Below are 13,627 nucleotides of genomic sequence, written 5' to 3'. Positions count from 1 at the left end.
CCGTATCTTGTGTTAATTATTCTTATTTATTCAATTATCTTGTAACTTCAACCTCTGCTAATTTTTCATAGAATTTTACAATACTTGCATGATCCTCAACTCCACAGCCATCTAATTTTATTGCCTGCATAATCTCCATTAGCTGGGCAGTTAATGGAAGAGGAGCACCTACGCTATGAGATGTTTCAAGAACATTATTCAAATCTTTAATATGAAGATCTATTCTAAATCCAGGTTTGAAATTTCTGTCCATCATCATTGGAGCCTTTGCATCCATTACTGTACTTCCTGCAAGGCCACCTCTTATTGCCTGATAAACTAAATCAGGTGAAACTCCTGCCTTCTTTGCAAGAATTAGAGCCTCTGAAACAGCAGCAATATTTATAGCAACTACAATCTGGTTACAAAGCTTTGCAATATTCCCTGCTCCAATTTCCCCAATGTATACTACTGAACTTGCCATAGCTTTCATTATATCATAACACTTATCGAAAATCTCTTTCTTACCACCTACCATAACTGACAATGTCCCATCTATTGCCTTTGGTTCACCACCACTTACAGGTGCATCAAGCATTTCAACTCCTTTTTGTGCTAATGCTTCATATATTTCACGGCTTGCCAAAGGTGCTATTGAACTCATATCTATAAGAATTGTTCCTGGCTTAACTCCTTCAATTATACCGCCTTCACCTAAAACTACTGCCTTAACATGAGGAGAATTTGGAAGCATTGTTATGATGACATCACATTGATTTGCAATATCTACATTAGATTTTCCAGCTTGAGCTCCAAGAGCTGTTAATTCATCAACAGCAGCCTTATTTAAATCTAATACAACTAATTCATAACCTGCTTTAATCAAATTTTTTGCCATTGGCTTTCCCATAATTCCAAGTCCTATAAAACCTATTTTCATTTTAATTACCCCTTTCTACTGATAAATTATTTTATTAATAAAACTATTAAGTCATTTACATTTGTACCTGTTGAACCTGTAATAATTAAATCCCCACTTGATTTTAGTGCATTATAAGAATCATTATTATCAAGATAAACAACAGGTTCTATTTTTGTTTTCCTTATTCTATTTGCTGTCTGTCCATCAACAATACCACCTGCTGCATCAGTTGGTCCATCAGTTCCATCAGAACCTACTGAAAATATAACAACATTTTCAAGGCCTTCAATACCTAAAGCTGCTGATAATGCTAATTCCTGATTTCTTCCGCCTTTTCCACTTCCTGTGATACGCACAACCGTTTCACCACCAGCGATTATTGCACAAGGAGGTTTTATACTTGAAGAGCCTTTTTTAATTTCCCTTGCAATTGCTGAAATGAACCTGCCTGCCTCTTTTGCTTCACATTCTAACGTTGATGTTAAAAACACAACATTATATCCTAATTTTTCTGCTGCTTTTGAAGCTGCCTCACATAGAGCATCAACGCTCCCAGTAATAACCGTTTCGCAGTTATCTATTTTCTTTGGGGTTTCTAACTTTAAAACATCTATTAAACGCTCACTAACTTTCAAACCATATTTTTCTATAATGCTTATAGCTTCTTGTGATGTTGAACTATCAGGATAAGCAGGACCTGAAGCAATTGAATCCAATCTGTTACCAATTACATCAGATAACACTATTGCATAAATTTTTGCTTTATTACACAGAAGAGCAAACCTTCCACCTTTAACTGCCGAAAGATGCTTTCTTATAGTATTTATTTCAACAATATCAGCCCCGCAGGATAAAAGCTGATCTGTAATATCAATTATATCCTCAAGCTCCACTCCATCTGCTGGCTTTTCAAATAGCGCTGATCCTCCACCGGAAATTAAAAATATTACATTATCTTTTTCAGTTAAATTTGAAACTATCTCTATAGCCCTTGAAGCCCCTAACACTGAATTTTTATCCGGGATTGGATGGCCTGCTTCAATTATTTCAAAGCCTTCAATAGGACCTTTAGAATGATTATATTTTGTAATAACAATGCCCTTTGTAACTTTATCTTTTAATGTATCCTTAGTAGCTTTTGCCATATTCCAAGCAGCCTTTCCAATAGCAATTACAATTACATTGCCTTCAAATACTTTATTTTCAAGGGCTTTTATAACAGCTGCTTCTGGCATTACAGCTTTAATAGACTCATCTATAATTTTTAAGGCATCTTCCCTGATTGTACTCATTCAGATACACCGCTCTTTCATACTACATATTGGTTAAACCTAAATCATCTAAAACTTTTTTAATTGCCTGAAGCTTTTCTTCACTGCAGTGGTCAATTGGTTTTACCGGATGCCCTATTTCTAACCCTAATATATTCAGGCAATCCTTCATAGGTACTGGAAAACTCCCATAATTATATGCATTTCTTAGAGGAATAAGCTTGTATTGAGCATCTATCGCTCCTTTATAGTCCCCAGCCATATATTTTTCATAAATATCAACTACTAATCTTGGAGCTACATTTGCTGTACCAGCAACACAACCTGCTCCACCGTAAGCTAAAGTTGCATAAATCAAATAATCTGACCCACTAAGTACTTTAAAATTTTTATTATCCCTTGTAACTCTTATATATTCTACTGTTTGAGCAAAATCAAAGGATGTATTTTTAATTCCTATAATATTCTCAATCTTTGATAATTTTTCAAGCAGTGAAACAGAAATATTATTTGTAGTTTTATCCGGGTTATTATACAAAATCACAGGAAGGCTCGTTGATTTAGCAATAGCTTCAAAATGGTTGTACATTTCTTTTTCATTAGGTTTTATAAACATAGGTGTAAGTACAGTTACTGCGTCTGCCCCTGCCTCTTCAGCCATCTTAGCTAATTTAATACATTCCTTTGTTGTAATAGCACTGGCACCTACATACACAGGGACTCTTTTATTTACATGTCTTACTGTTATCTCAACAGCTCTTTTTTTATTTTCATAGTCGAATGCATAGAATTCCCCATTGCTCCCAAGTACAAAAACACCATGAACTCCTCCACTAATAACATAATCAATTACTTTTTTGAGGCCTTGTTCGTCTACATTTTCTTCATCATCCACAGGAGTTACAATTGGGGGGATTACTCCTTTTAAATCTTCTACTTTTAACATGTGAACCTCCTTTATGGCTTTTACATTATTTGCTCTTCTGTTTAAATATAATTTAAAATATTTTCAAACTTTTTAACATGTTAATCATGTATTAAATTATTGAATATTATTGTACGATATATACAATTTTTTATCAGGTAATAGGCGCAGGATTAAAAATGCAAAAATCATTATAAAGTTTATATTTTTCAGCTAAGCTTTTCTTCCTTCCACTTGCCACATCTATTATTAAATTAAACAATAAAGTTCCAATCTCTGGTATTGTAGCATCTCCTGATGCAATTGGACCAGCATTAACATCTATAAGGTCATACCACAAATCTTTCATATCATTCCTTGAGCACACTTTTACAACTGGAGCTACTGCTAAACTATATGGAGTGCCTCGCCCAGTCATAAACACTTGAAGGCCTATACCTGAAGCAAGCTGACATGGTCCACAGACTATATCGCTTGCAGGGGTTGCAGCAAAAATCAGCCCTTTTTTTGTAGGGCGCTCTGCAGGAGATAGTACTTCAACTATTGGTGAAGTTCCAGATTTTGCAATAGAGCCCATAGCTTTTTCTACGATATTAGATAATCCTCCTTTTTTATTCCCAGGTGTTGGGTTAGCACTTCTATCTACTTCACCTTTTTCAAGATAGTTATCATACCACCTCATCTCATCTGCCAGCTTTTTACCAACTTCCTCATCAATACAGCGCTCAGCAATAATATGAACTCCATCTCTAACCTCTGTTACTTCAGAAAAAAGGACTGTAGCTCCTCCCTTTACAAGCAAATCTGCTGCATAGCCTGCTGCTGGATTTGCAGTAATACCTGAAAATGCATCACTTCCTCCACACTGCATACCAATTATTAAGTCAGATAGTGGTAATTCTACACGCCTTCTTTCATTTAACTTTGAAAGTTTTTTATCTGCCATTTCCATAAGGGCTTCTATCATTGCTTCAAACCCTTTTATATCCTGAAGAATAATAACGTTATCCGGAGAAATATCAGCTTTATCTAAAATCATATCTACAGTCAATTTTTCACACCCTAACCCCACAACCATCAATTCTCCTCCAAAGTTAGGATGCTTGGCTATATTTTTAATAGTTCGAATTGGTATCTTTGCCTCAGGAGCATTAATTGCAACTCCACAACCATAGGCATGATTAATTGCCACTATATCATCAACATTAGGATATTTTGGTAAAAGCTCTTTTTTCATTCTATCTATCGCTACATTTAACACACCAGTTACACATTGGACAGTTGTAATAATACCTAATATATTTCTTGTACCTGCATATCCCCCATTTGGATTAACGTATCCTTGCCATGTTTTAACTGGATGCTCAGGCAAATCAGTTACTATATTTTTTGCAAACTTCATATCATCTAATGATGGTGGGGTTGGTAATTTAAGCATCTTTTCATTAATCCAGTCACCTTTTTTAATAGGATTTATAGCATATCCTATTACCACACCATAGCGAATAATCTCACCATCTTTAGGAATATTAGTTAAGGCAATTTTATGAGCCTGGGGTATGTCCTGAGATGTTATTATCCCATCCATTATTTCAGTTCCAGCTTTAATGTCTTTTACTGCAATTGCTACATTATCCTTATCGTTAATCTTAATATATAACGGAGCACTCAATTTTTTCCCTCCTTTTTATTGTCAATAAAATTTATGCTGCTGCTGAATTTTGCTTACGTGCCCTCCTATTATCAAAGAAAGCATAAATTAAGAATATAATTATTAAGCCCCATATTACTAATCCCATTGGCCTTTGGAAGAATACTAATAAGCTTCCTCCAGAACCCTTTAGAGAATCAACAAAATATTTCTCCAAATCCCTTCCTAAAATGAATCCTATTAAAAAAGTGGTGCTTGGCAAACCTATTTTGCCAAATAAATAGCCAATAACGCCAAAAACAATCAATGTAACTACATCAAACATATTACCATTTCTTGCAGAAAATGCTCCTACAACACTCATCAAAACAACTGCAGGATATAGCTTACTCATAGGTACTTTAATAATATTTGCAAGATATTTTATAGGATAAAACATTACAATAAACATAAGTATATTGCATAATAATAATGCAAATAAAATTGTATACCAAAGTTTAGGATTTTGAGATATAAACAAAGGTCCAACTTGTACACCTTGAAGCATGAAAGCACCAACTAAGGCAGCAGTTGTTGAGTCACCTGGAATTCCAAGAGATAAAAGTGGAACTAATGCCCCTCCTGTTAATCCGTTGTTTGCTGCTTCACTTGCAACCAGTCCTTCAACTTGTCCAGTTCCTAATTTTTCAGGATGCTTAGACCAGGCTTTGCATTGTGAATAGGACATAAGTGAAGCTGCACTGCCTCCAACTCCAGGTAAAACGCCTATAAATGTTCCAATTAAGCTTGACCTAATCAAATTTATACTCTGCCCTTTAAGGTCTTTAAAAGAAAATTTCCTTGTCTGCTTACCTTTTAAAACATCTTCCTCTACAAAGGTATCTTTCATGCCATTTTCTGCTTGTTCAAACATCTGTGAAAACGCAAATAACCCTATTAGTACCGGCAGAAGTTGAAAACCATCTCTTAGCTGATCAGCAAAAATCTTTGGTACCATCCTCATCATCTGATTGTCTGGGAAAATACCAATAAGAGAAATTAGAACGCCCAAAAAACCAGAAAAAATACCTTTTGTCATATTTCCCCTTGATAAAGCTGCAATAACTGTCATAGCAAAAAGTATTACTAAAAACTTTTCAACTGCTGAAAATTTTATTGCAAAACGGGCAAGTACCGGTGTAAAAAATGCCAATACAATTAAACTTATAATGCCTCCAACTAATGAAGCTGTAATTCCAATTCTTAATGCGCGAACACCTTCACCGCGCTTTGCCATAGGATACCCATCAAAGCCTGTAGTTATTGATGATGGTGTTCCAGGTATGTTAATAAGTATTGCAGGTATCAACCCTCCACTTATACCTCCTACATATAAGCCAAGAAGAAGATATAAGGAAGTACTTAAGTCATAAGCATAGGTTAAAGGAAGAAATACAACTACCGCCATAGTTGCTGTCATTCCTGGCAAGGCTCCAAATATTATGCCAATTATAACACCTATAAGCGCAGCAAAAAATTGAACAATACCAAACGTAATCACAAAATTCACCAATCCTTTCTTTATGGTAGAGTTATTTCAAATAAGTATCCAAATACAAACCATAAGATAAGAGTTTCTATAACTGATATTGCTATACAGATTAAAATAGATTTTTTATCCTTTTTAGGAGAATATAATATATTAAATAATGATATTACGATAATGCTTCCAAATATAAAGCCTAAAAATTTCATAGCATATATATATATAATTAAAAGAGCTATTGAACCGAACAGCTTAAGCTTATCATAGTTTTCTACAAAAAATCTTTTGCCTTTAAAATTAAAAAGTGGCCTGTTCTCTCTTTTTGCTTTCATTGACTCTTGAATTAATATTATAATACCTAATATTATAAGCACTCCGATAATAATCTTAGGCATAACCCAATGGGACTTTGAATAGACTATTTTAATTTTAAATAAGTCAAACATCCTTATCCTCCTAACTATCCTGTTTACTAAGAATAAGGGCAGAGGCTTTTAACCCTACCCTTACCCTAACTGTCAATATTATTTTTCTGTTAATTTATCTAATGATGGCGCTGCTTTGATTAAAGCTTCAAGTGAATCTCTTTTTTCAATTATGTGCTTTTTAGTTTCTTCAGCTGAGAGATAATCAACCTTATATTTTAATTTTGCCATTTCAGCCTTAAATGTTTCATCCTTTGAAATTTCACTTACAGCTGCATCAAGCTCCTTAACTAATTCTGCAGGTGTATCCTTTGGAAGATATATTATAAACTCCTTTGAGAATACAAATGGCTCCCCATTTAAAGTTATGCCCATCTCTGCAAATGTTGGACAGCTTTCACCGTCAATTTTATCTAACAAGCCTACAAACTTCATTCTAAGCTTATCTTCAACCTTGGGATCGGTATATTGTAATAGTGAAGAATAATCTGCAAAGATTACATCAGCATTTCCATCCCATAGCATTTGGCATTTATCAGCAGTTGACCCTCCTATAACAACGTCAACCCTGTCTGCAACATCTTGTCCATATTGCTTAGCAACCCATTCATAATATGATATAAAACCAATATGTGATACTCCTCCTGCTTCTACAGCAACACGAGCATGCTTATCTGGATTTGCCTTTAAATATTCTGCCATTTCTTTCATATTATTATATGGTGCTGATGCTTTTGCTGCAAATATTGCACCTGGATTGATACCAACACGTGGCCCTATAACCATATTTTCAAGAGCATACTTTTTATCAAAGGCACCAAATAAAACTCCTAAATAAGTCATATCATGGAAAATCATAATTGTCTTACCATCTGGCTTTGCTGTTGAAATTGTTTGAAGAGCAGGACCTGCACCAACAGCATCAACCTTTATATTGGCTTTTAACTGCTTTGAAAGATAACGAGATGTTATATCTGCTATCATATAGGAGTCGCCACTTGTTGATGTAGAACCTATAACAGCCCTTATATTTTGACCTTCAAAAGAATTTTTAGTTTGTTTTTTACAGCTTGCAAATGTGAATGTACACATAATTGCAATTAATAAAACAGCTAATGTTTTTTTCATAAATATCCCCCTTTAATTTATATAAATTTTAATAATTTAATCCTTTAATATTTTAATTTTAACAATTTATCTTACCATACATGGCTTTTTGGGATCAAATTTCCAACCTTCAATCAAATACTGCATTCCAATAGCATCGTTCCTTGCACCAAGGCAATTATCAACATATAGCTTATGTGCTTTTAAAACTTGCTCCATATCAACTTCTATTCCAAGCCCCGGCTTGTCCAGAACCTCTATACATCCATCTACTATTTGCATTGGTTCCTTAGTTAATCTTTCAATTCCTTCCTGCCAAATCCAATGGGTATCAATTGCATTTAGCTCCCCTGGAACTGCTGCAGCAGTATGAACAACCATAGCAAGGGATATATCAAAATGATTATTTGAATGACATCCCCAGGTTAGTCCAAAATCGTTGCACAATTGCCCAACGCGAACTGATCCTGACATAGTCCAAAAATGTGGATCAGCAAGAGGAATATCTACTGATTGCAATGCAATTGAATGCGCCATTTCCCTCCAGTCAGTTGCTATCATATTAGTTGCAGTTGGAAGTCCTGTTGCACGTCTAAACTCTGCTAAAATTTCACGGCCTGAAAATGTACCTTCAGCCCCACATGGATCTTCACAGTAGGTTAAAATACCGTGCATGTTCTTACATAACTCTATTGCATACTTCAGCAGCCAGCAACCATTAGGATCAAGAGTAATTCTTGAATCTGGGAAGGCTTCTTTTAAGGCTTTTACTGCCTTTATCTCTTCCTTACCTTCCAAAACTCCTCCCTTTAATTTAAAATCAGAAAATCCATATTTCTCCTTTGCAGCCTTTGCTAAAGCAACAATAGCCTCTGGAGTCATTGCTTCTTCGTGACGAAGGCGATACCATTCACATTCTGCATCAGGATTACTGTAGTAATTTAAATCTGTTTTCTTTCTATCAGCTATATAAAATAAGTATCCTAACATCCTGACTTTATTTCGCTGCATACCATCACCAAGAAGTGATGCTACAGGTACACCCAAATGTTTTCCCAATAAATCAAGTAAAGGTGCTTCTATTGCAGTAAGGACATGTACACCGGTCCTTAAATCAAAGGTTTGCTGTCCTCGAACATCTTCTTCATAACCTTGTAACGACTTTTTAACCTTTAACAGTGTATTTTTATAGTCACCAATACTTGTACCTTCTACTAAAGGCTTTGCTTTTTCAAGTGCTACTGTAATCTTCTCTCCTCCTGGGACTTCTCCAACTCCCATTTCCCCATTGCTATCTGTTAATATAACAATGTTTCTTGTAAAATAGGGAGAATGGGCACCACTTAAATTCAATAGCATTGAATCTTTGCCCGCGACTGGGTAGACTTCCATTTTTACAATCTTTGGTGTCATGGTTTCACATCTCCTCCAAGAATTAATATTTTATATGTCAGAAAATTGTCTCTTTTAATTTAATTATGAAGTATTCGCTAACTTTTTAACATGTTATTAGAGTATAAAAAAAACACGAATTGTTGTATAGCATGTACATAGCATACAACAATTTGTGTTTTACTTATTATTTTAAGTTTATTACATTTTATCATTAATAATAAATTCTACTTCTTACTAAAATAATAAGCAAGTTCGTTTAAAAATTCTCTGTCATCTGCATTTGATACAGGATCGATATTCAACATTTCTTTAAATTTATTCAATCTAAAAAGAAGCGTATTCCTGTGTATATAAAGTTCTTTAGCGCTGTAAACAATATTGTAATTATTTTTGTAAAGAGTTTTTACAAGTTCAACAAGCATCTTTTTTTCTTCATCGCTAAATAGTTCATCATATACGTTAAAAACCTCATCATATGCTTTAATTGTTGCAAGGCTTCTATAATAATTTAATATGTTATTATTGAAGAAATGTATACCGCTAATTTCTTTTGTTCTAATTATTAACTCCTGTGCATGTATATAAGAACATCTATATTTATCAATATTTTTTTGTATTGATCCTACAAAAAAGCCAATTTTATTTATCTCGTATTCTTTTGGCAATTTTTCATAGAAATGATTAATAAATTCTGTAATTATATTTTTATAATCTCTAATTCCATTAGACATTTTGTCACCAATTACCTTAAATAAAATGATATCATCATTTCTTGCAACTGTGACCAAATCCTGATATGACCAGCTCTCAACACTATTTAAAGCATTTATTATTTTTTTTGAACTATAATCTTTATTATATTTTATTATTATACAAACTCTAATTAAATCCCTATTAAAATTAAGCTCCTCAGCCATTTTATTTCCAATTGATAAATCAATCTTATCCTCATAAAGTAAATAATGCAAAAAACGCTCAGCTTTATTTTCTCTACGCCTGTCACCCTCCATCTGAAGTTCATACTCAAGCATTGCTTCCATTGATATTTTAACCAATTGTGCAAAAGCATGTACATTTTCTGGATTTCCCGTTACACAAATAACACCTACATGGTTATTTTTATAATCAATAAAAAGATTAACTCCTGGTTTTGTACCAATATATTTTTGACTTTCATTAACAACACCAGTTTCAATTGTCCCATTAAGCATGCGGTAGGCAACTTCATGAAAAGTTCCAATTCTCGTAGAATCCTTGCTTGCAATTATAGTACCTTTATCATTCATGATGTTAATATTATATTCAAGATGTTTGGCTGTTTTATCAATGAATTTTTGTGCTAAAGCTGGCTCTAAAATCGACATACCAACTCATCACCTCTCACATGTAATTTCAAATATTACTTCTATTTTATAGTAGGTAATTTAGCATGTCAATTAAACAAATATATAAAAGATTAGTTTTAAAATCCCTTTAATTCTTTTTAAAGAATATACTAATTTTAATTATCCCCCACGCTTATTCCTCTTCTTGATACTATCACGTTTATTCTTTCACTGCTTATAGTCATTATAATAAGCAGCACTAAAATAAATATTGGATACAAATGCATTCCCGCCTTTCCCATAATCAACCCAGATAAAGGTGGAACAAGAGTTGTTCCTATATAAGCAAAGGCCATCTGTAGTCCCATCAATTTGCTTGAATTGTTTTTGCCAAATCGAACTGGAGTTTCATGCAGCATAGAAGGATAGATTGGAGCGCATCCTATACCAATAAAAATCAATCCTGAAAAATTGAAATATACATTATTTATTAAAAGTAAAATAACTCCTATTCCAATTATTGTTTGACCTATACGTATCAAAGAAGTATTGCTGAATTTTACTGTAATAATACCACTTATAAACCTGCCAATTGTAATGCCAAAATAATACATAGATATCCACCTTGCCGCAATGTCAGGAGCGATACCTTTTATCTGTACGAGATAACTTGCACCCCAAAGTCCGCAGGTGGACTCTAATGCACAATAGCAGAAAAATCCAATAAACGCAATATATATCCCCTTTAATTTAAATACTTCATCACTATTATCACTGATGCTTATTTCATCTTTTATATTAACCTTAAAAGAATTCCAAATAGGCTGGGAAATAAATAAAATAGTTACAAGACATATTTGTATGATTGCAACAGTTAAGTATCCTCTCCTCCACAATCCCCCATTTGCAATGGCATTAGACATAATAATAGGCCCAAGCGTTGCACCAATACCCCAAAAGCAATGCAGCCAATTCATATGCCTTGCTGAAAAGTGCAAAGCCACAAAATTATTCAGACCTGCGTCAACTGCACCTGCTCCCAATCCTAAAGGAACTGCCATAATGCATAGCCATAAATAGTTTTTGCTAAGTGAAAATCCAAGCAAAGCAGCTGCAGTCATAAAAACGCTTATCAATGTTAATTTTCCAGTTCCAAGTTTATTTATAAATTTTCCGCTCATAATACTTGAAAAAATTGTTCCGCTTGAAATTATCATAGAAATCAAACCAGCACCTGCAACAGGCAGCAACATCTCAGCGCGAATAGTCGGCCATGCAGCACCTAACATGGAATCAGGAAGCCCCAAACTAATAAAAGAAATATAAATAATTAAAAGCAATAATAATTTTAATTTCTTATCACTCATTTCTATTTTCCTCTTTTCTGTATATTTTAGCCTTACAAGTGAAAAATTTCTACAGCCCCACTCTAAATGATATAATAAAAAAGGATTTATGGAAATACATGAAAATTGTTTTTTAAAACAAAAAATTAATATATCAGGAGATTCTCCTGATATATTTAAAAATTATCAAGACGGTTTATTAATATTCGGTTTTATATAATCCAAACAGCTTCAAAAGTCTCTGATAAAAGCTTAATGTTTTAGATTTTTTAAATGTCTTTTTTGTCTTTGATAATTTTATCCCATCAGTCTTTAAAACAAATTGTACTGAGGATACATTTGTGTTTTTTTCTGACACAAAGGATACTGCTTTACTATCGCTTCCTAAAATATCATCAATGGTTTCATCTATTATTTTATTTATTTCATTATCAATATTAAAAGTTCTCCTTCTTAAATCAGCTGTCCCTTCTTTATAAGAAGCTATGCCCTTTTGAAGCTTTTTTGCTGCCAAGTTTATTTCAGACATAGAATTATATAACTCCTCAGAAGCATAAGAAATCTTTGATGAAGAAGCATTTAATTGTGATAAGCCCTTTGCTAAATCTACTGCTCCTGCATTAAGCTTTGTAACACCATTCATGTAGCCTTTAAGTCCTCTTGTATATTCTACAATACTGTCAAGCTGCTTTTTTACTGATACAAGCTCAGGAATGTCAGACAAAATCATGCTATAATTATCTGGTGTTAAAGCAGGAATCTTTAAACCCTTTTCAGAGAGCTTTAAGTTTATTGTATCAAATACATATTGCTGCATTGATAAAGCACCTTTTTCTAAAGCATCATTCTGCTTTGACAATTCTGATAAACCCTTTTCAAGATTATCTGCCCCTGCGCTGAGTTTATTTGTTCCATCATTAAATTCAGATAGACCTTCATTAAATGCTTTAAGACCTTCCGTATACTTTTTAATTCCGTTTGAAAGCTGATTTACCCCATATAAAAGACTTCCTGACCCATCATCAAGCTTTTTTATTGCATCAGAGAGCTTAGATATTTCTTGTGTAAACTTATCAGTGTCAATACTCATGTCAAGGTATAGCTTTATGCCGTTAATTGTAACAGAATCCATCTCAAAATCATGTACATCTGCTGTAACAGAAATATCTGCGCCTTTACCTGGCAATACTATATATGTTATTTGTTTTTTCCCTCCTGCATCTAATATAGTGGCATTATCAGCTTTTATGTTATCGCACAGCTTTGTATCAAGTAAAATAGCTATTTGTAATGCATAGTTGTTAAAAAAAGTACTGTTTACTTCAGGGTTTTGCTTTATAGACATCATAATTTTAAGAAAACCGCTTTTCCCAGCAAGCTCTGTACCTGAAATTTCTTTCCCATCTATCATATATTTAAGTGAAATGTTCCACGGAAGTTCTTTCGATACGAGATTACCCTGATAGTACAGTTTTTTAGCTGCGGTGTTTACGGTTATCTTATCACCATTTATATTTAACTTATCAGACGTAGTCATATTTATTATTTTTGAGTAATTACCATAATCAATAATCTCTCCTTTATCAAAAATACTGACTACATAAATATTCTTAACGCTTCCATTTGTACTTAGAAGGCCATAAACTACCTCCTCTTTTTTAGGCATAATATCTAATGCATAAGATGGTACTGAAAGTTCTAATGCCAATATAATTGATAAAACAGCAACTAAAACTTTTTTCATGCAATCTTCTCT

General features: G+C 33.5%; 11 protein-coding genes. All 11 read right to left on the bottom strand.

What is annotated here, in order from left to right; genetic code table 11:
• Positions 1 to 34 precede the first annotated feature (34 nt).
• Entirely contained in the window at positions 35 to 919 is an 885-nt protein-coding gene (gene garR / locus B5D15_RS05000) for a 2-hydroxy-3-oxopropionate reductase (RefSeq protein ID WP_341428164.1), read from the bottom strand.
• Positions 920 to 945: 26 nt separating this feature from the next.
• Entirely contained in the window at positions 946 to 2,193 is a 1,248-nt protein-coding gene (locus B5D15_RS04995) for a glycerate kinase type-2 family protein (protein WP_078696024.1), read from the bottom strand.
• Positions 2,194 to 2,215: 22 nt separating this feature from the next.
• Positions 2,216 to 3,118: a 4-hydroxy-tetrahydrodipicolinate synthase gene (gene dapA, locus B5D15_RS04990; RefSeq protein WP_078696023.1), complete on the bottom strand. Its 903-nt coding sequence runs from the start codon at positions 3,116 to 3,118 to the stop codon at positions 2,216 to 2,218.
• A gap of 133 nt (positions 3,119 to 3,251) precedes the next feature.
• On the bottom strand, positions 3,252 to 4,769 hold the full coding sequence (gene garD / locus B5D15_RS04985; RefSeq protein WP_078696022.1) for a galactarate dehydratase: 1,518 nt from the start codon (positions 4,767 to 4,769) through the stop codon (positions 3,252 to 3,254).
• Between the two features lie 31 nt (positions 4,770 to 4,800).
• Positions 4,801 to 6,288 (bottom strand): tripartite tricarboxylate transporter permease, encoded by a 1,488-nt coding sequence (locus B5D15_RS04980; protein WP_078696021.1) that lies wholly within the window; start codon positions 6,286 to 6,288, stop codon positions 4,801 to 4,803.
• A gap of 20 nt (positions 6,289 to 6,308) precedes the next feature.
• The gene (locus B5D15_RS04975) at positions 6,309 to 6,719 is read right to left on the bottom strand and encodes a tripartite tricarboxylate transporter TctB family protein (protein WP_078696020.1); all 411 of its coding nucleotides are present in this window, start codon (positions 6,717 to 6,719) and stop codon (positions 6,309 to 6,311) included.
• A 78-nt stretch (positions 6,720 to 6,797) separates the two neighbouring features.
• Positions 6,798 to 7,826 carry a tripartite tricarboxylate transporter substrate-binding protein gene (locus B5D15_RS04970; RefSeq protein WP_078696019.1) on the bottom strand — a complete coding sequence of 343 codons (1,029 nt, stop codon included), beginning with the start codon at positions 7,824 to 7,826 and terminating at the stop codon, positions 6,798 to 6,800.
• A gap of 66 nt (positions 7,827 to 7,892) precedes the next feature.
• Complete coding sequence (locus B5D15_RS04965; RefSeq protein ID WP_078696018.1) at positions 7,893 to 9,218, bottom strand: enolase C-terminal domain-like protein; 1,326 nt, start codon at positions 9,216 to 9,218, stop codon at positions 7,893 to 7,895.
• Between the two features lie 206 nt (positions 9,219 to 9,424).
• Entirely contained in the window at positions 9,425 to 10,564 is a 1,140-nt protein-coding gene (locus B5D15_RS04960) for a CdaR family transcriptional regulator (RefSeq protein WP_078696017.1), read from the bottom strand.
• Between the two features lie 137 nt (positions 10,565 to 10,701).
• Positions 10,702 to 11,892, bottom strand: coding sequence for an MFS transporter (locus B5D15_RS04955; protein WP_078696016.1), 1,191 nt, complete (start codon positions 11,890 to 11,892; stop codon positions 10,702 to 10,704).
• A 178-nt stretch (positions 11,893 to 12,070) separates the two neighbouring features.
• Positions 12,071 to 13,615, bottom strand: a complete 1,545-nt coding sequence (locus B5D15_RS04950) for a YhgE/Pip domain-containing protein (protein WP_078696015.1) — start codon at positions 13,613 to 13,615, stop codon at positions 12,071 to 12,073.
• Positions 13,616 to 13,627: the final 12 nt, after the last annotated feature.

Origin of the sequence: Caloramator quimbayensis, from assembly GCF_900167605.1 — a bacterium.
Taxonomy (GTDB): domain Bacteria; phylum Bacillota; class Clostridia; order Clostridiales; family Caloramatoraceae; genus Caloramator_B; species Caloramator_B quimbayensis.
This window is presented reverse-complemented; position numbering and strand designations above follow the sequence as displayed.

What these genes read in the sequence shown, in the direction of transcription:
- dapA (WP_078696023.1), bottom strand. Translation starts at nt 3,118, where the DNA reads ATGTTAAAAGTAGAAGATTTAAAAGGAGTAATCCCCCCAATTGTAACT.
- B5D15_RS04995 (WP_078696024.1), bottom strand. Translation starts at nt 2,193, where the DNA reads ATGAGTACAATCAGGGAAGATGCCTTAAAAATTATAGATGAGTCTATT.
- B5D15_RS04975 (WP_078696020.1), bottom strand. Translation starts at nt 6,719, where the DNA reads ATGTTTGACTTATTTAAAATTAAAATAGTCTATTCAAAGTCCCATTGG.
- B5D15_RS04950 (WP_078696015.1), bottom strand. Translation starts at nt 13,615, where the DNA reads ATGAAAAAAGTTTTAGTTGCTGTTTTATCAATTATATTGGCATTAGAA.
- B5D15_RS04960 (WP_078696017.1), bottom strand. Translation starts at nt 10,564, where the DNA reads ATGTCGATTTTAGAGCCAGCTTTAGCACAAAAATTCATTGATAAAACA.
- B5D15_RS04965 (WP_078696018.1), bottom strand. Translation starts at nt 9,218, where the DNA reads ATGACACCAAAGATTGTAAAAATGGAAGTCTACCCAGTCGCGGGCAAA.
- B5D15_RS04955 (WP_078696016.1), bottom strand. Translation starts at nt 11,892, where the DNA reads ATGAGTGATAAGAAATTAAAATTATTATTGCTTTTAATTATTTATATT.
- garR (WP_341428164.1), bottom strand. Translation starts at nt 919, where the DNA reads ATGAAAATAGGTTTTATAGGACTTGGAATTATGGGAAAGCCAATGGCA.
- B5D15_RS04970 (WP_078696019.1), bottom strand. Translation starts at nt 7,826, where the DNA reads ATGAAAAAAACATTAGCTGTTTTATTAATTGCAATTATGTGTACATTC.